Here is an 18,030-nt window from a genome sequence, read left to right as displayed (position 1 = left end):
AGGGGAGCAATTGGTGGAAAAGGTCCAAGAGGTCAGTGGCAATATTCCTATCATCATCCTAACGGGCTACTCGGATATTGAACTGGCCAGAAAGATATTGTCCAAAGGGGTGTCGGATTTTTTGATCAAGGACGAGATCAGTCCCGAGATCATTTACAAGTCCATTATCTATGCCCTAGAGCGGAAGAGTTACATCGCCCAATTGAACAAAAACAAAAAGATATATCAGGACCTGTTTGATTTCAGTCCCCAGCCCATGTGGATCTATGATCCGGATACCTTGTTGTTTTTGGGCGTGAACAAGGCGGCCGTTGATAAATATGGCTATACATTGGAGGAGTTCGAAAGGATGACCATCAAGGACATAAGGCCAAGGAGCCAGGTAAAGCATCTTGAAAAAAGCCTAAAGGACCGAAAAAGGGATTGTTCCAATCACTATGCGGGTGAATTTGAGCACTTATTGAAAACGGGCCAAGAGATACGTGTTGAAATATACAGCAGTGAGATTGAGTACGGGGACAAAATAATGAGGCTGATTCTTGCCAAGGATATCACGGACAAACAAGAATATATCCGGACCATTGAAGGGCACAACCGAAAATTAAAGGATATAGCTTGGACCCAGTCCCACGTGGTTCGCGCTCCATTGGCACGTTTGTTATCGATTATACACCTCCTGGAACTGGACGTGGTGGATCCCGATGATATTCCATTTCTGCTCAACCAAATAAAGGGTTCGGGCAGTGAACTAGGTAAAATCATCGATGATTTAAATATAGAGAGCAATTCAATGAACCAAACCCATACCAAATATGGAGAAGTCAGTATTGCTGGTCGATGATGACCCGATTTTCAATTGGCTAGCACTTAAAATGATCCAAAAGGTCGCACCAGACTTCAATGTAAAGGAGTTTTCCAATGGTAGGGCGGCCTTGGACTTTTTACAGGATAATTTTAACGAGAAGGGCCATTACACCATTTTGCTGGATATTAACATGCCGGAGATGAACGGATGGGAGTTTATGGATGCCATAGAGCAAAGCGATTGGGTCAAGGCCGAATCAATATCCGTATTTATTGTTTCCTCTTCTACGGACCCGGGCGACAGGGAAAAGGCTAAAACGTATCAACTCGTTAAGGACTATTTGACCAAGCCTCTTTCCTTGGATATGATAAAAGGCACAATGGCTTAAGGGAACTTGTGCATCGGCATTTTTTGGATAGCGGTTGGGCAAAAACAGTAATTATTGCCAAAACCCTATGGTTTTGGCGTGTATCAATTTGGCACCATACCGGGTATCGGGACTTTTGGTGGCCGGTATTTTTTCTGCAGCCATGAGTAGTATCAGTAGCAGCCTGAACTCCGTTTCCACTGCCTTTTGCAATGATTTCTACAAACGGTTCAAAAGGGATGTGGCCGATAAACGCTTATTGCGTATCGCTAGAATGGTTACTGTTCTTACCGGACTGATCGGAATGTTACTGGCTCTTTGGATGGCCAATTCCAACATTAAATCCCTTTGGGATGAGTTTTATAGGTATCTTGGTTTGTTTACTGGAGGTCTTGGAGGTATGTTCCTATTGGGCATGCTGACCAAAAGGGCCAATGCAAGGGGAACTCTTTTAGGCCTTTTTGCCAGTGCGGTTTTGATATGGTATATCAGTGTGTTTACAAATATCAGTTTCTTAATGTATGCGTTCTTTGGGCTGGTTTCCTGTTTCGTTTTCGGATACCTGTTTAGCCTATTTTTTAAACCCAAGGGCAATCATTGATCAGTTGTGTTGTATGGCCAGGGGCTATCACTGGAAGCTCACAATCGTTCAAACTGGATGGTTAGGGAAGACTGGACGGGTAGGTAACAAAAGTCGACAGGTACGACTGGGGTACACCTTGTTAATGACCCCAAAATGATGTCCTTAAAAATTTACATCTTTACAGGAACAATTGTACCATCTGGAACGGTCTAAACTTTTTAGGAATAAAAACAAAAAACTTAAATGTTAAAATCCCTCGGCTATATCATGTTGTTTTTGATCTTGGGCGAAGCCCTAAGGCATCTTTTCCATCTTCCTGTTGCAGGAAATATCTTGGGAATGATATTTATTTTCCTTGCTCTGAGAACAAGGATCATTAGCTTGGATTCGGTAAAACCGGCCGCAGATAAACTCTTGAACTATATGGTACTCTTTTTTGTGCCCTATGGGGTTGGCTTAATGAACCATTTCGATGTGGTAAGGGAGCATTGGGGCGCCTTGGCGCTAGTGGTGACTGTCAGCACATCCATGACACTGATCATAACCGGATATATCCAACAAATACTTGAGAAATGAAGGAATATCTTCTGACCTCGCCCATGGTTTGGATCTTTCTGACCTTGGCGGTTTATTTTTTAGCCCAAAAAGTTCACGTGAAATTGAAGTGGGTCTTGGCCACCCCGATCTTAATCACGGTTTCGGTCCTGATAGTGCTTTTGCTGGCTTTGGACATCGATTTTGAAACCTATGATCAAGGCGGTCGGTATATCAGTTTTTTTTTGGGACCTTCCGTGGTTGCCCTAGGAGTATTGTTCCATGAAAAATATGATGAGATCAAAAGCAATTTGATACCCTTTTTTGCCGCAGTGACCATTGGGGGTGTCTCCAGTATATTTATAGTTTTGTTGAGTTTGATCTGGTTGGAATCCCCCAGTTTCATCGTTAGGTCATTGGCCGCCAAATCGGTGACCACGCCCATAGCCATTGAAACTACCAAATTGGTTTCGGGAATACCGGCAATTACGGCCGCAGTGGTCATAGCCGTGGGCATTTTTGGAAATGTCTTTGGGGTACCTATTCTAAGGGCATTTGGCATTAAGAGTGAAATGGCCATAGGAACGGCCCTGGGCACGGCCTCCCATGGCATTGGTACAGCTCGGGCTCTGGATATTGGAAGGAGTGCCGCCGCTTACGGAGGTATCGCCATTTGCGTAAACGGCGTGGTCACAGCAATTTTGGTCCCCTTGATATTGGATGGGTTCAATTTTTTATGATTGGCTTGAACACACTTAATAAACAAACGCTTTGAAAACAAAAGACAAAAACAACATGACAATAAAAAATATCATACTATACATACTTCTTCCAATGGTAATGTTGGGCTGTAAAACAGTTGCCCCGCCCGAAGCTGTGGGACCGACCCCCTCAGAAAGGCAAATGGCTTGGCACAAAATGGAATATTATGCCTTCGTACATTTTAACATGAACACCTTTACCAATAGGGAATGGGGAACAGGGGCCGAATCACCAAATCAGTTCAACCCCTCCAATTTGGATGTCCGACAATGGGCAAGAGTGGCTCGTGATGCCGGTATGAAAGGTATTATTCTTACGGCCAAGCACCACGATGGTTTTTGCCTGTGGCCATCCAATACTACCGAGCATTCGGTCAAGAATTCACCCTGGAAAAATGGGGAGGGAGACGTGGTCAGGGAATTGAGCGAAGCCTGTAAAGAGTATGGACTGAAACTCGGACTATACCTTTCCCCCTGGGATCGGAACAATACATATTATGGCCGGCCCGAGTACGTGAAAATCTTCCATGAACAGCTCCGGGAACTTTTGACCAATTATGGAGAATTGTTCGAGATTTGGTTTGACGGGGCCAATGGAGGTTCTGGCTACTATGGAGGTGCCAACGAGTCCAGAAAGATCGATAGTAAGACCTACTACGATTGGGAAAAGACCACCGCCATGATCCGAAAGTTGCAGCCCAATGCCGTAATCTTTGCGGATAACGGACCTGATGTACGCTGGGTGGGCAATGAGGAAGGCTGGGCCAATGAGACGAATTGGAGTATCATGCGAAGGGACGAGATCTATCCCGGTTGGCCCCGTTACGTTGAGCTGCGTTCCGGCCATGAGGATGGTACCCATTGGCTACCGGCCGAAGCCGATGTTTCCATCCGGCCGGGATGGTATTATCATGCCGCTGAGGACCATCAGGTGAAAACGCTGCCCCATCTGCTGGATATTTACTATAACGCTATTGGTAGAAATGCCGCCTTGCTATTGAACCTTCCGGTGGATACCCGTGGGTTGGTACATGAAAAGGATGTGAGACGCTTGATGGCCCTAAAAGAACAAATCGACAAAGATTTTGCCCAAGAACTTACAAATAATTCAAAAATAGAGGTTTCGAACACGCGAGGAGGTCATTCCGACTATTCGGCCAAAAATATGTTGGATGGCAACAATGATACCTACTGGGCAACCGATGACGGCATTACAAGGGCCACTATCACAGTTTCGTTCGATGAACCCACCGAGCTAAACCGGATAGTTTTGCAAGAATTCATTTCCTTGGGACAACGGATCAAAAACTTTACCGTGAGCGCAAGGGTCGATGGAAAATGGAAAATACTCGACGAGCAGACAACGGTAGGCTATAAGCGCATTCTTCGCTGGGAAACCGTTTTGGCGGATAAGGTGAAAATAGACATTTTAGATTCCAAAGGCCCCATTCTGCTGTCCAACCTTGCACTGTACCGTGCACCTAAGCTAGTTGTGGATCCCATCATTACAAGGAACCGTAAAGGGCTTGTTTCCCTTTCGGTGCCAGAGAGATCGGTCGATGTTTTCTATACCTTGGATGGTACCGAGCCTTCCATGGGCTCCCAAAAATATCGTGTACCATTTTTGGTAGAAAAGCCCACTACCGTCAAGGCCATTGCGATAAATCCCGAAAACGGACAGGGAAGTGGCGTGGCGGTCAAATATTTTGACCTGGCCAAAAATGATTGGAAGGTCGTTTTTCCGATCGGGGAAGAAAAAGAGGTGATAAAATTGATGGACGATAATCCCGAAACCTTTTGGGCGACCAATCAAAAAGAGGTTGTAATCGATTTGGGACGCACCCATGAACTAAATGGTTTTACCTACTGGCCCAACCAAGAACGCTATCCGTTCGGAATCATTACCCATTATGAATTTCTGGTGAGTCAAGATAATAGGAACTGGCAGTCTGTGGCATCGGGGGAATTCGGTAACATTGTCAATAGTAGAATCGAACAAAAGGTTATGTTCCAACCAACGAAGGGCAGGTACATCAAATTACGCGCCTTGGGGGTCGACGGTAAAGATCCACAGGCATCTTTTGCCGAAATAGGGGTTTTGACCCAAGACCCTTACCAAGATAACCAATAGATGGCGAACCATAAAAGAACAAAGCACAGCGTACCCGTAAGCCAAAAAATTAAAACAAACCGATACACAATGCCCCAACTACGACAAAATCTAAAAAAAGCCAAAGTAGCCTTCACTTTATGTATGCTACCGATAGGATTATTGGCCCAATTGAGCCTTTCCCCTTTTTTTGGTGATCACATGGTGGTGCAACGCAACCGTCCCATCCATTTTTGGGGCAAGGGGCAACCACAAACCACCGTTGTGCTGAAGTTGGGCAATACCACCAAAGAAACCACCGTGGAAAAGGATTCCACATGGAGCCTGTATTTAAAAAGGCACAAGGCCTCTTCCGAACCGATGGGCCTACTCATTGTAAATGGTGGGAAAAGGATAGAAATCAATAATATTATGGTTGGCGATGTGTGGCTGTGCATAGGTCAGTCCAATATGGAGTGGCCCATGGAACGGGAAATGTATTTTAAAAATGCCAATGGGTTTGCTGGTGACTCCTTGCTTCGATTCTACAATCCAACCTATGCAGGAAAAAATATCTATAACAAGATTTTTGTCGACTCCATTGCAAGTCAATTGACCCCAGAGGGTTTTTACAGGGGAAATTGGCAAGAATGTGACAGCACTTCCGTGAATACCATGAGTGCAGTAGGATATTATTTTGGCAAAACGATCATGGATACCGAAGCTGTACCTATTGGTCTTATCCATTTGGCCATAGGAGGTGCTCCCATAGAAACCTTCATAGACCGAAAATCCTTCCTTCGTAACCCTCGCTTTAAAAACAAGGTCAAGGGAAATTGGCTGGACAATGATGAACTGCCGGTTTGGGTCAGGGAACGGGGCGGACAAAATGTAGGGGGAGTAAAGAATGTACCCCAAGACAATCTGGGGCCCAACCATGCCTTTAAACCTGGTTTTGCCTATGAAGCGGGAGTCCGACCATTGATGAAAATGCCCTTAAGGGGCATTGTTTGGTACCAAGGGGAGAGCAACGCCCAAGAACCCGATCGTGTGGAGGAATACGGGGAGTTGCAAGAAATGATGGTCAAAGCCTACCGTCGCCAGTGGAAAGACCCAGACATGCCGTTCCTGTGGGCACAACTCTCTTCTATTGATACGATGCACTATAAGTCAAGGTTATGGCCCGAGTTTAGAAACGAACAACGAAAACTATTGGGCAGGATACAAAATTCAGGGATGGCCGTGACAAGCGATATAGGCGCCAGGCATGACGTGCACCCAACAAACAAAAAGGCAGTGGGCGAACGTCTTGCCCGGTGGGCCCTTTCAACCGTTTATGGCCACGACGCAGTGCCTTCCGGCCCATTGCCCAAAAAAGCAAAGTACAAAAATGGGAACATTATTGTTACCTTTCGGTATGGCAAGGGTTTGACGACTTCGGATGACGAAGCTCCACGGGGCTTTTCCTTGGATGGCAAGTCGCCGATGCTGGCATTCATTGATGAAAGGGACAGAATTGTCATTCCGTCCCCACAAAAACCAAAAAAATTGTATTATGCGTGGAAACCTTGGACGGATGCCAACCTAGTCAATGCTGGGCAGCTCCCCGCATCCACGTTTAAAGTGAGTGTAAAATAAATATCCACGACGATAAAAAATGAATAACAGATGAAACGTAGGGAATTCGTTAGAAACAAAATCATCGCATCCACAGCAATTGGATTGGGAGGGGCTCCATTATTTGCAATGGAATCGAAAAAGACCTATCCATTGAGCAAAAATGATTTTCAACTCAAATATGCACCGCATTTGGGCATGTTCAAGGAATCGGCCGGGGACGATCCCATCGATCAATTGAACTTTATGGCAGACATGGGGTTTACGGCCTTTGAGGACAATGGTATGAAAAGTAGGACCACGGGGCTACAGGAACAAATGGCCAGAACCATGCAAAAACGTGGGATTGGCATGGGGGTCTTCGTTGCCCATGAGATTTCCTGGAACAAGCCCAACCTCACCAATGGGGACACCTCACTGCGGGAAAAGTTCCTGAAGGAGATAAAGGAATCCATCGATGTCGCCAAGCGGGTAAATGCCAAATGGATGACCGTGGTCCCCGGACATGTGGACCTTGGCTTGCGCATGGGCTATCAGACCGCAAATGTCGTTGAATCGCTCAAAAGGGCCTGCGAACTATTGGAGCCACATGGATTGACCATGGTATTGGAGCCCCTTAACTTCAGGGACCATCCCGGACTGTTTCTTACCGACAGTCCCCAAGCCTATGAAATATGCAAGGCTGTGGACAGTCCCTCCTGTAAGATACTTTTTGACATTTACCACCAACAGATCCAAGAAGGGAACCTGATCCCCAACATAGATGCGGCATGGGAAGAGATTGCCTATTTTCAGGTCGGTGACAATCCGGGCAGGAAAGAACCGACCACTGGGGAAATCAATTATCGAAATGTTTTCAAGCATATCCATTCCAAGGGATATACCGGTATCGTGGGAATGGAACATGGCAACTCCGGGGCGGGCAAGCAAGGGGAGCTTGCCGTTATTGAAGCCTATAAAACCAGTGATGCCTTTTAATGTTCGGAACCAAGATGAAAATTAGATCAATCAAGTTATTTTATCTGTTTATGGGCATGACGGCAATGGGTTTTGCCCAACAACCGTCAAGTTATGCCCAAGATTTGCCAGGGGTGGATGTTGAATTGGAAATGGTCCCCATTCCCTCAGGGACATTTCAAATGGGCAGCCCTCAAAGCGAAGCCGGCAGGAGCAGTGATGAAGGGCCTGTCCGAGAGGTGGCTGTCGAAGGTTTTTGGATGTCCAAATATGAAATTACCTGGGAGCTATATAATCTTTTTATTGAGAGGGCCATAGATAATCTCGAAAATATAACGAGGGCCAATGAAGTGCACTTGGAGGTCGATGCGGTATCCGGAGCAACCGTACCCTATGTCGATATGAGCTTGGGGATGGGAAGGGAAGAGGGTTTTCCAGTGGTCAATATCACCCAAAGGGCCGCATCCGCCTTCTGTCAATGGCTTTCGGCAATCACGGGACATTATTATCGATTACCCACAGAAGCGGAATGGGAATACGCGGCCCGGGCAGGCAATAGGGAGGCTTATTACTTTGGAAAAGATGCATCGGTGCTGGACAACCATGCATGGTTCAACGCGAACAGTGAGGGAAGGTACCACAAGGTGGGCACAAAGCAACCAAATCCTTGGGAGCTCTACGATATGTACGGCAATGTTGCGGAATGGACTTTGGACCAATATGATAAAAATGGCTATGGGGATGCCGAAATGCCCTTTGAACCGGTTGTGAGCGAATATCCCGTTGCCATTCGGGGAGGTTCTTTCAAGGATGGGCCCGCACTGTTACGCAGTGCATCCAGATTGGCCTCAGACCCTGTTTGGAAGCAAAGGGACCCCCAATTTCCCCGCAGTAAATGGTGGTTCACCGATGCCGGTTTTGTGGGCTTTAGGATAGTAAGGCCCTTTGAAACCCCATCAGAAGAAGAAATGAATAGGTATTGGTCAAAGGAAAACTAAAAACAATCGTCAAATCGAATTAATAATCATATCAAACCATGAAAGATAAAAGGAATAGGTCAAGAAGGAACTTTGTGAAAAATACAGCGCTATTGTCAGCAGGAATGGTCCTCCCATCCATGGAAATGGAGGGCATGGCCAATGTGTTCAACAACAGGAAATTGAAATTGGCCCTTGTGGGATGTGGGGGCAGAGGTACAGGCGCGGCCAACCAAGCCCTCCAAGCGGATGAGCACATAGAATTGGTGGCCATGGCAGATGCCTTTGAAGATAGACTTACAAGCAGCTACAATAGCCTTGCTGAAAAATACATAAATACTGGGAAAATCAATGTCAAGGAGAAAAACAAGTTTTATGGCTTTGATGCCTATAAAAAGGCCATTGACCTGGCCGATGTTGTCATTTTGGCTACTCCTCCGGGATTCAGGCCCTACCATTTTGCATATGCCATTGAGAATGGTAAGCATGTATTCATGGAAAAACCGGTGGCAACCGATGTTCCAGGGGTAAGAAAAGTATTGGAGGCAGCCAAATTGGCTGAAGATAAAAAACTGAACGTGGTTGTCGGTTTACAAAGAAGATATCAGGAGAACTACCTAAAAACCTTGGAAAAAATAAAAGAGGGTGACATCGGAAAGATTGTTTCCGGACAAGTATATTGGAACAGCTCAGGGGTCTGGGTAAAACCAAGGAAACCGGGACAGACGGAATTGGAGTATCAAATGCGCAATTGGTATTATTTTAATTGGCTCTGTGGCGACCACATTTTGGAACAGCACATACACAATATCGATGTGGCCAACTGGTTTATTGGTGAGTATCCGGAATCGGCCCAGGGTATGGGAGGGCGTTTGGTGCGAACTGGACCCGACCATGGTGAGATCTACGACCACCACTTTGTCGAGTTCACCTATCCCAGCGGAGCGGTCATTTCAAGCCAATGCCGTCACCAGCCCAATACGATGTACCGTGTAGGTGAAGCGTTCCAAGGCACTAAAGGCACTGTGAGTACCAACGATGCAGGTATCGCAAAAATATACGGCCTGTCGGGAAATGAACTACATTCCATAGCAAACTCCGAAGGACACAACCCATATCAGGTTGAGCACGATCGACTTTTTGCTTCCATAAGGAACAAAGGTGTGATCAATGATGCGGAGATTGGTGCCAAAAGCACTATGAGTGCCATAATGGGTAGGATGGCCACCTATAGCGGAAAAATCATCACTTGGGATGAGGCCATCAAGTCAGAAATTAGATTAATGCCCGAGGCGATGACATGGGATTCCCAACCACCTTCATTGCCCAATGCCGAGGGTAATTATCCGATACCAATCCCGGGGAAGGGCAAGGTTCTTTAGGATTTTGACAATATTTATCGCCAACATGGGGCAAGATGAAAAATTGTCCATGGATTTCCTTTGAAGGAGCAAAAGGTATACAATAAGAGTTTTAGCTGTACGGAATTTAACTGCTATCACAGAAGTATGTTCAACATTGGGTCTTGTTTCCAGATGTCCGATGTCGACCTTGAAAACATGATGATGTCCTTTCGGGAATGTATGTTGGCATCGACATTCAAAAGGGTATGCCATAACTATGACGAGGCTTTCGAACGAAAGTCAAAGGATCGTACAGATTTTCGAAAATATTGATAGGATTCCCCAAAACTTTACCAAAAGTTCATTCAAGGTGCCCCGACAAGTTATGAAAGTAACCTTGATGATATTTTTAATGGGAGGATTGTTGATCTTAATGAAAAATAAATAAATGTAAGACCGATTTTTATGACAAGTAATACATGGATGGCCTGGAAATCACTTTTTAATTTAAAAAATGTAAAAACCGAACCGGGTTGGAAATTTAAGCAAAGAATACAGCTTGCCCTAGGTTTGACCTTTATGATGGTTTCCTTGCACGCACAACAAGTGAAAAGGGTTGATAGCACTCACAGGCCAGAAAGCTTTCACGATAAAATTTTACAATTCAAAATGTTTCCAATTAGCGGGAATGATATCGTGTTTTTGGGTGACAGTATAACCGAAGGAACTCAATGGAGTGAGTTGTTGGGCATGGACAATGCTGTGAACAGAGGGATTTCGGGAGATACCACCTATGGTGTTCTGGAACGATTGGGGGAGGTTACCGAAAGTGCTCCTGCTAAAGTGTTCATTTTGATTGGAGTGAACGATTTGTCAAGGAACATACCTGATGACGGCGTCATCAGGAACTATCGTAAAATAATCTACAAAATACAGGAAGAGTCGCCAGGCACCGAAATTTACATACAGACCCTACTTCCAGTTAATGGTACCTTCACACGTTTTAAAAACCACTATGACAAGACTTCCAATATTTTGTATATCAATGAGGCCCTGCGAAACCTAGCCAATCAAAAAAATATAAATCTGATTGATTTATACCCTCGGTTTTTGGATGATATGGGTCGATTGGACATTAAATACACAAACGATGGTTTACACCTAACGCCAAAGGGCTATATCCACTGGGCCAATTTGTTAAAAGCCTATTTGGATTGATAAGGTCCACCATTAATACCAAACATACCATTTAAACTTTTTTAGTTTATTAGTTTGGACATAGGAGTTTGGTTTTTAGATGTTTGTTGATAGCTTTGCCATGCTCAATTTTAGCCGGCTAAGGAGGTTTTCACGTCAGGCGTTTCCGGTACAACTATAGTTCAAATAAACGATAATGTCTTAGGCGTTATAATGGTACTTTATGTTCTGGGCTCATGGACATCAATTGAGATGAGGTAGATGTACTCAAGCTGTGCCTTGTTGAAAAGATGCCTTAATTTGTTACAAGAAATTAAGTAAATCGCCCTTACTTTGTTACATTCAAATTATATATGAACTTTAAAAGACATGCGATTACCTATTTGGAAAACTGGAAAATCGCATAGAATAGGTAGTCTTTAATACTAAGAGGTGCACGACAGGTAGGAAAAACCACTCCATACAACAGGCAGAAAACAATAGTTTAACAATCAATTTGTTTACTGGAAAGCACAAGGTGCAATCCAAGAACCGACTTGTCTATTGTAGGATTAACATCGACGGTGAGTGCAACGATTTCTGCATAAATCGGGAAATAAAGACCAATTTATGGGACAATAGCCGTAAAAGGGGCAAGGGATTTTCCAATTGTGTTATTATCCCTGAACAGGACTCATTTACGGTTCTTGCATCTTTGCCAGAAAGCTCTGCGATAGGGGCGGGCTATGCCAAACCGAATCTTCCTCAAATTGCACATTAATTTGAGTTGAACCATCATTGGTTTGATACATTTCTATTTGGCTCTGCTCTTTCATCTTTTTTACTTCTGAGTCTTTCTCGATAGTAGATTGTATGTTTTTTGAACTGTTCTATTTTTTTGAACAGTTACCTATTCTGTGTGTACAGCTATTTCATTACCGCTTATTGTCGATTGATTTGTCAACTCCCCTGAAACACTTTTTGTTAATCAGTAATTTTATAATAAAAATGGTTCGGCCATTCCTAGACTGATCCGGTTTTAAATTTTTTGTCAAACATTATGATTTATTGTGGTTGAAATTGTGAAATGAAAGGTAGAACCTACTTCCGGTTTGGATTCTATCCATATTTCTCCCCCCAAAAACCCTACCGCTCTTTTGGCAATCGATAAGCCAATACCGGTACCGTCATCCCCATTTCTATTATGTAACCGTTGGAAAATGACGAACACTTTGTCGAAGAACCTTTCATCAATCCCTATACCGTTGTCTTTTATAGTGAATTTCCATAACTCTCCCTTATTTACAGCTTCAATGGTAATTACAGGGGGCACATTCTCCCTTGTATATTTTAAGGCGTTGTCCAATAAGCAATGAAATAGTTGGGAGACAGGAGCTTTGTAGGTTTCCAATTCAGGCAGTTTATCATAATTGACGACCGCCTTTTTTTCGTTGATCAAATCTCTTCTTAACAGTAAAAACTCTGAAACGATTTCATTCAGGTCTACGGATTCTTTCAGCTCTGTGGGCCTGTCGACTTCAGAATGGAGCTGCAGGTCAAGAATGATTTGCTTCATTCGATGGGCACCATCTGTAGCATAATGAATGTATTGGAGTCCTTTATCGTCCAGTTTATCAGCATGTTTCAGTTTCAGTTTTTCCATAAAACTGCTGACCATTCTCAAGGGTTCCTGCAGGTCGTGAGAAGCAACATATGCGTATTGCGCAAGTTCTTCATTTTTGGTCTGCAAAGCGATTTTGCTTTTTTCAAGTTCACTTTTCAACCTGATCTGTTCTTGTATATGGTTTTCGATCCCACCAAATATTTTGGGGATTAGAGCTGATGACAGATAACAGAGAAAAACAAGATTGGCACTAACCGCAACCCATTCATTAACAGAGCTCATATCAACATTGTGGCTAAAGTCTGTTAACTTGAAGTGTATGGCAAATCCAAAAAAGACAGAGATGAACAGTACAATATGACTCCACCAAAATGCATATTTGTTATCGAAAATAATAATGGAGTAGATACATGCTGCCAAAAAGTAGACCAAAACAGAACCAGAAGAAGGAGAAGTGAAAATATTTAGAATGGTGGCAAAAACAAATACAGTGAATGAGAAAATCAGCTTTCTCGTCGTTATTTTAACCCTAGGTGCAAATGCGATGAAGCACATGACACCAATAGTCGTAAAATGCAAAAGTGTTATGAACTCTTTGTTTTCATACGTAATCAAAAGCAGTGACGGAAGTAACGCAATTAAACAAAGAGGCAATAAAAACATCATTGTGGTTGAAAATAGCGTATTTCTCCAATAGCTTACGGTCTCTCCAGTCTCTGCAGAGGCGGGGTTGCAATTGTGGTTGATTTTTCTCTTGTAGGCGTTCCAAAGTGTCATCATCATTTTTTCGGTATTCCAAAATACAGAACAACCTTAACCAACAGTAGATTACCCCCAAATTTCTCCATCCATCGGCCATATGTTGGGTTGTCTCATTTTTTCTGTTTTAAAAATTTTATCCCCCCCATTCCATACCTGACTTGGATACACAAAGAATAGGGGGGATAAATATTTTTGTGCATCTAGGATGAATATAGTTTGATAACATAAAATTCAACAAAATATTATGAAGTGATTTAAACTTTTTTGGATCGAAAGATAGGGCTACGGACATTTGTGTTACCACACGCAAATACCATAGCCCTTGTACAAAGTACTCGACAAAGATACCATAGAAATGGAGATAGTCCCCAACATACCGCTTCCCAAGCGGGGCTTTGCCCCGACGGTCCCCTTGTGCGAGATCGTCAACGCGATACTCTACAAGATGAAGAGCGGGGTACAGTGGGAGCTCTTGCCCGTGGGGGCACTGTTCTCCCAAAAGGTCCTGAGCTGGCAGTCGGTCTACCACCACTATAGAAAGTGGAGCCTTTCGGGGACTTGGCTGGACTGCTGGACTGCATTTCTGAAGAGGCACAGGGCCGAACTTGACCTTTCCAGCGTGGACCTGGACGGGAGCCATACCCCAGCGATAAGGGGCGGTGCGGGTGTCGAATATCAGGGCAGGAAGAGGCGAAGGACCACCAACGCCCTTTACCTTACCGATAGGCAGGGGCTGCCCTTGGCAATGTCCGAGCCCGTGGCCGGCAACCATAACGACCTTTACGATATCGAGGTACAGTTCGAGGTGGTCACCGCTGCCCTTGAAAGGGCGGAGATCCCAATGGAGGGGCTCTTCCTCAATGCCGATGCGGGATTCGATTCGAAAGACTTCAGGGCCGCATGTGCATCAAGGGAGATCAATGCCAACATCTGCTTCAACAAACGTAACGGGAATACGGAGAGGAACGAATACTTTGATCAAAAACTATACGATGAAAGATATGCCGTGGAGCGAACCAATGCATGGATCGACAGCTTTCGCTCATTGCTCAACAGGTTCGATACCACAACGGAAAGCTGGAAAGGGTTCAACTATCTGGCTTTCATCGTAATTGCAATTAAAAGATTCATAAAGAAAAAGTTTAAATGAGTTCTATGTAAGAAAATAAAAACAAACAAGTGAAAACTATTGATTTAAAAAGTTCAATAGAAAAAAATGTTCCCAAATCAAACCATCTCAAATCCTGTGATGACATGGTTTCTGACCTCTGTCCCAACCCTTTGTGGATATGATATAGATAGTTTGAAGTTCCTGAAGGAATTCAGATGTAATTTCGCATGGCTAACCAATTTAATCCTTTTTGTTTATTGCGGTGTACAAGAATTAACTGATTTTGTTTGTTAAAGTAAACAAAATGGATTTTTTATTTGAGCAATTTCAGCAAAAGTTAAAACATACTTCCACCGATTTCGTTAGGTCGATTATGGATTAGATTCGTTGGGAAGCGAGGCTGATTGGTATAAAAGGAGCAAGAGGTATTGGAAAGACCACACTTTTGCTACAATATATCAAGTTGAACCTAAGCAGCTCCCTTGGACAGACGCTATATGTGAGCTTGGATGACATTTGGTTCAATCACCATTCCCTTATCGAATTGGTCCGCGATTTTGAACGTCAGGGGGGCAATATCTTTTTTTGGATGAGGTGCACAAATATTCCGGGTGGGCACAGGAACTAAAGAATATAAATGATAGTTACCCAAACCTAAAAATCGTTTTTACGGGATCCTCACTTCTTGAAATATTGAACGCTCGTGCCGATTTAAGTCGAAGAGCCGTGGTTTATACCATGCAAGGTTTTTCTTTCCGGGAATATATCGGGGTGGAATCGGGAACTCTCCTTAAACCATTGTCCCTTGATCAAATCTTGGAAAACCATATTGAAGTGACTCAACAAATCAATGACAAGATAAAGCCACTTCAATATTTCGATAGCTACCTTAAACATGGATATTATCCCTTTTATAGGGAAGGGCTCGACCTTTACGAAATACGCCTTGGGGAAGTAGTGAACATGATTCTGGAAATTGAATTGCCATTATTGCGAAACGTGGATATGGCCTATGTGACCAAAGTGAAACAGCTTTTGGTAATCATAGCGGAATCTGTTCCCTTTGTTCCGAATGTAAGCAAGTTGAGCGATAAGATTGGCATTAATAGAGCAACCTTATTGTCCTATCTAAACTATTTGGATGAAATCGGACTGACCTATAACCTTTATAAAGACCCTTATGGTATCAGCAAGCTCCAGAAACCTTCCAAGGTTTATCTGGAAAATACTAACTCAATCTTTTTACTGGCACGGAATAATGCTAACATAGGGAATCTTAGAGAAACTTTTTTCTCCAATCAATTGAGATATCGGCATACGCTTGGGTATACTGATTTAGGCGACTTTTTGGTTGATGGTCAATTCACCTTTGAGATTGGGGGCAAAGGGAAAAGCCATAAACAGATAAAGACAGTCGCGAACTCTTATGTCGTGGCCGATAACATATTGTATGGCTCCCAAAACAAAATACCGCTTTGGCTTTTCGGGTTTCTATATTAGTTAATTGTCAAAATTGAATGTGCCGGATGGTTGGGACCACTAAAATTGGAAAATTTGAGTATCCAATATCTGATCGTATTGATTAGAAAGTTAGGTTTTTGTGTTATGTTGGAGGATTTCTCAATATAATTTGGCAAGGATTATGTCACAGCCCACCATTATTTTAACCTATATAGATACGGCCCTCCCTTAACACCCTGCTTTTTTTTCTCGGTGTTTACCAAAACATCCATTTGGAATATACGCTTTCTAAAATTCCTTCTGTCCAGTTCAATATTTAAAATATCCTCATATAAGTTTTGAAGTTCCTGTAAGGTAAATTCCTTCGGAAGAAGTTCGCCAAGGATAAGCCTATGCTTTAAATTGTTCTGCACAAATGAATACGCTTCGTTGATTAGTTTTTCATGATCATACCCGAGATTTTTGGGAATATTGTCCACATCGAACCAATCAATGCTCGTAATATTGTCCCTTAGTGTCAAGGGATGGTTCTCAGGCTTTACCAAAGCATAAAAACACACTGTAATAACTCGCTTTAAAGGGTGCCTGTCCAAGGTAGTATAAGTCTTTACCTGTTCAAAGTGTATGTCCCTGAACCCTGTCAGGGAAAAAAGAACCTTAGCCGCACAGTCCTCAATGGTTTCATGTTCCTCCATTACGCCTCCAGGGACATGCCATTGGTTTTTAAAGTGTCCCAACGACCTTTTTATAAGCAAGATTTTTAGTTTGCCATCAACATATCCAAAAACCGTAATGTCGGCAGTGACGGAACATTCGAACGAATCCGGTTTTACTTGAATATCCTGGAGTTTTTCTTGAGTTTTCATTTTTTTGTCTAAAATTTTGGTATTTTCTCTGAATGGATAGCAAAAATTTATATATTTGAAACCATGTATAAAGTACACAGAATAAATTTTTCACCTGATTCAATACCTTGTCCAAAGAAAAAAAATAGCAATGGATAATCCCAAATATAAAGAATTGAAAGGCAAAGTTGTCGCAATAACAGGCGGTGGCGGTATTTTGTGCAGTACCCTGGCCAGAGCTTTTGCTGACCAAGGTGCAAAGGTCTGCGTTCTGGATTTGAATATGGAATCCGCCCAGACCGTTGCGGAAAAAATCATTGATGCCGGGGGCAATGCAATGGCCGTCAAAGTGGATGTGCTTGATCGAGAAAGCCTACAAGCTGCCAAAAAGGAGATTGCTGAAAAATTCGGTTTTTGCGATATTCTCGTCAATGGGGCAGGAGGAAACCATCCTTTGGGAACGACCAGTGAGCCCTATTTACTCAAGAAGGACTTGGAAAGGACAGCAGAGGATTTTAAAACATTCTTTGATTTGGATATGGAAGGGATTCAATTTGTGTTCAACTTAAACTTCATTGGAACCCTTTTGCCCACACAGATTTTTTCTAGGGAAATGGTCGGTCGCACAGGATGTAGCGTTCTGAATATCTCATCAATGAATGCCTTTACACCGCTTACAAAAATACCGGCCTATAGCGGGGCTAAGGCTGCCGTTTCGAATTTTACCCAATGGCTTGCGGTCCATTTTTCCAAAGTGGACATTAGGGTCAATGCTTTGGCGCCTGGCTTTTTTCTAACAGATCAGAACAGAAGCTTATTGACCAAAGACGATGGTGGGTTGACCCCAAGGGGTACCACGATAATCGATCAAACCCCCATGGGACGCTTTGGCGAACCGGAGGATTTGGTGGGCACCACTTTATGGTTGAGCAGTGAACAATCAAAATTTATAACAGGTATTGTGGTTCCCATCGATGGAGGGTTCAGTGCATTTAGCGGCGTTTAGGAAAAAGAAATC

At 43.4% G+C, this 18,030-nt stretch carries 17 protein-coding genes; 15 read left to right on the top strand and 2 right to left on the bottom strand.

The window, feature by feature from the left end:
* The 11 genes from AC13CC_RS00715 to AC13CC_RS00665 all read left to right on the top strand — a co-directional run.
* A partial coding sequence (locus AC13CC_RS00715) for a PAS domain S-box protein (protein WP_482876781.1) occupies positions 1 to 841 on the top strand: 841 nt, incomplete at its 5' end.
* Positions 813 to 1,193 (top strand): response regulator, encoded by a 381-nt coding sequence (locus AC13CC_RS00710; RefSeq protein ID WP_326280068.1) that lies wholly within the window; start codon positions 813 to 815, stop codon positions 1,191 to 1,193. The genes AC13CC_RS00715 and AC13CC_RS00710, both read left to right, overlap by 29 nt.
* 73 nt (positions 1,194 to 1,266) lie before the next feature.
* Entirely contained in the window at positions 1,267 to 1,773 is a 507-nt protein-coding gene (locus AC13CC_RS00705; RefSeq protein ID WP_482876782.1) for a sodium:solute symporter family transporter, read from the top strand.
* Positions 1,774 to 1,998: 225 nt separating this feature from the next.
* Entirely contained in the window at positions 1,999 to 2,331 is a 333-nt protein-coding gene (locus AC13CC_RS00700) for a CidA/LrgA family protein (RefSeq protein ID WP_326280102.1), read from the top strand.
* A complete protein-coding gene (locus tag AC13CC_RS00695; RefSeq protein ID WP_326280104.1) occupies positions 2,328 to 3,029 on the top strand; it encodes an LrgB family protein in 702 nt (233 codons plus the stop codon). The genes AC13CC_RS00700 and AC13CC_RS00695 overlap by 4 nt, the downstream gene beginning before the upstream one ends.
* A 55-nt stretch (positions 3,030 to 3,084) precedes the next feature.
* Positions 3,085 to 5,181 carry an alpha-L-fucosidase gene (locus tag AC13CC_RS00690; RefSeq protein WP_482876783.1) on the top strand — a complete coding sequence of 699 codons (2,097 nt, stop codon included), beginning with the start codon at positions 3,085 to 3,087 and terminating at the stop codon, positions 5,179 to 5,181.
* A 69-nt stretch (positions 5,182 to 5,250) separates the two neighbouring features.
* Positions 5,251 to 6,777 (top strand): sialate O-acetylesterase, encoded by a 1,527-nt coding sequence (locus AC13CC_RS00685; RefSeq protein ID WP_482876784.1) that lies wholly within the window; start codon positions 5,251 to 5,253, stop codon positions 6,775 to 6,777.
* 30 nt (positions 6,778 to 6,807) lie between these two features.
* A complete protein-coding gene (locus AC13CC_RS00680; protein ID WP_482876786.1) occupies positions 6,808 to 7,734 on the top strand; it encodes a hydroxypyruvate isomerase family protein in 927 nt (308 codons plus the stop codon).
* A gap of 14 nt (positions 7,735 to 7,748) precedes the next feature.
* Positions 7,749 to 8,711 (top strand): formylglycine-generating enzyme family protein, encoded by a 963-nt coding sequence (locus tag AC13CC_RS00675; protein WP_482876788.1) that lies wholly within the window; start codon positions 7,749 to 7,751, stop codon positions 8,709 to 8,711.
* A 38-nt stretch (positions 8,712 to 8,749) separates the two neighbouring features.
* Positions 8,750 to 10,072, top strand: coding sequence for a Gfo/Idh/MocA family protein (locus AC13CC_RS00670; RefSeq protein WP_482876789.1), 1,323 nt, complete (start codon positions 8,750 to 8,752; stop codon positions 10,070 to 10,072).
* 426 nt (positions 10,073 to 10,498) lie between these two features.
* Positions 10,499 to 11,251 (top strand): GDSL-type esterase/lipase family protein, encoded by a 753-nt coding sequence (locus AC13CC_RS00665; protein ID WP_482876790.1) that lies wholly within the window; start codon positions 10,499 to 10,501, stop codon positions 11,249 to 11,251.
* A gap of 1,009 nt (positions 11,252 to 12,260) precedes the next feature.
* Here the strand turns inward: AC13CC_RS00665 and AC13CC_RS00660 are convergent.
* Positions 12,261 to 13,616 (bottom strand): sensor histidine kinase, encoded by a 1,356-nt coding sequence (locus AC13CC_RS00660; RefSeq protein ID WP_482876791.1) that lies wholly within the window; start codon positions 13,614 to 13,616, stop codon positions 12,261 to 12,263.
* Between the two features lie 334 nt (positions 13,617 to 13,950).
* Here AC13CC_RS00660 and AC13CC_RS00655 point away from each other — a divergent pair, with 334 nt between their 5' ends.
* The 3 genes from AC13CC_RS00655 (at position 13,951) to AC13CC_RS00645 (ending at position 16,206) form a co-directional block, all read left to right on the top strand.
* Positions 13,951 to 14,745, top strand: coding sequence for an IS5 family transposase (locus tag AC13CC_RS00655; RefSeq protein WP_482876805.1), 795 nt, complete (start codon positions 13,951 to 13,953; stop codon positions 14,743 to 14,745).
* A 406-nt stretch (positions 14,746 to 15,151) separates the two neighbouring features.
* A complete protein-coding gene (locus tag AC13CC_RS00650) occupies positions 15,152 to 15,334 on the top strand; it encodes a hypothetical protein (protein ID WP_482876792.1) in 183 nt (60 codons plus the stop codon).
* Positions 15,301 to 16,206, top strand: a complete 906-nt coding sequence (locus AC13CC_RS00645; protein ID WP_326280243.1) for an AAA family ATPase — start codon at positions 15,301 to 15,303, stop codon at positions 16,204 to 16,206. The genes AC13CC_RS00650 and AC13CC_RS00645 overlap by 34 nt, the downstream gene beginning before the upstream one ends.
* 158 nt (positions 16,207 to 16,364) lie before the next feature.
* Here the strand turns inward: AC13CC_RS00645 and AC13CC_RS00640 are convergent, their stop codons facing one another.
* On the bottom strand, positions 16,365 to 17,033 hold the full coding sequence (locus tag AC13CC_RS00640) for an NUDIX hydrolase (RefSeq protein ID WP_326280229.1): 669 nt from the start codon (positions 17,031 to 17,033) through the stop codon (positions 16,365 to 16,367).
* 130 nt (positions 17,034 to 17,163) lie between these two features.
* Between AC13CC_RS00640 and AC13CC_RS00635 the strand changes: the two genes are divergently transcribed.
* Positions 17,164 to 18,018 carry an SDR family oxidoreductase gene (locus AC13CC_RS00635; RefSeq protein WP_326280226.1) on the top strand — a complete coding sequence of 285 codons (855 nt, stop codon included), beginning with the start codon at positions 17,164 to 17,166 and terminating at the stop codon, positions 18,016 to 18,018.
* The last annotated feature ends 12 nt before the right edge of the window (positions 18,019 to 18,030 follow it).

The organism is Flagellimonas sp. L-11, assembly GCF_056857735.1.
This window is presented reverse-complemented; position numbering and strand designations above follow the sequence as displayed.

Bases quoted from the DNA above. Each gene is read 5' to 3' on its own strand.
- AC13CC_RS00665 (WP_482876790.1), top strand. From the start codon at position 10,499: ATGACAAGTAATACATGGATGGCCTGGAAATCACTTTTTAATTTAAAA.
- AC13CC_RS00680 (WP_482876786.1), top strand. From the start codon at position 6,808: ATGAAACGTAGGGAATTCGTTAGAAACAAAATCATCGCATCCACAGCA.
- AC13CC_RS00700 (WP_326280102.1), top strand. From the start codon at position 1,999: ATGTTAAAATCCCTCGGCTATATCATGTTGTTTTTGATCTTGGGCGAA.
- AC13CC_RS00690 (WP_482876783.1), top strand. From the start codon at position 3,085: ATGACAATAAAAAATATCATACTATACATACTTCTTCCAATGGTAATG.
- AC13CC_RS00710 (WP_326280068.1), top strand. From the start codon at position 813: ATGGAGAAGTCAGTATTGCTGGTCGATGATGACCCGATTTTCAATTGG.
- AC13CC_RS00660 (WP_482876791.1), bottom strand. From the start codon at position 13,616: ATGATGATGACACTTTGGAACGCCTACAAGAGAAAAATCAACCACAAT.
- AC13CC_RS00640 (WP_326280229.1), bottom strand. From the start codon at position 17,033: ATGAAAACTCAAGAAAAACTCCAGGATATTCAAGTAAAACCGGATTCG.
- AC13CC_RS00675 (WP_482876788.1), top strand. From the start codon at position 7,749: ATGAAAATTAGATCAATCAAGTTATTTTATCTGTTTATGGGCATGACG.
- AC13CC_RS00670 (WP_482876789.1), top strand. From the start codon at position 8,750: ATGAAAGATAAAAGGAATAGGTCAAGAAGGAACTTTGTGAAAAATACA.
- AC13CC_RS00695 (WP_326280104.1), top strand. From the start codon at position 2,328: ATGAAGGAATATCTTCTGACCTCGCCCATGGTTTGGATCTTTCTGACC.
- AC13CC_RS00685 (WP_482876784.1), top strand. From the start codon at position 5,251: ATGCCCCAACTACGACAAAATCTAAAAAAAGCCAAAGTAGCCTTCACT.
- AC13CC_RS00655 (WP_482876805.1), top strand. From the start codon at position 13,951: ATGGAGATAGTCCCCAACATACCGCTTCCCAAGCGGGGCTTTGCCCCG.
- AC13CC_RS00635 (WP_326280226.1), top strand. From the start codon at position 17,164: ATGGATAATCCCAAATATAAAGAATTGAAAGGCAAAGTTGTCGCAATA.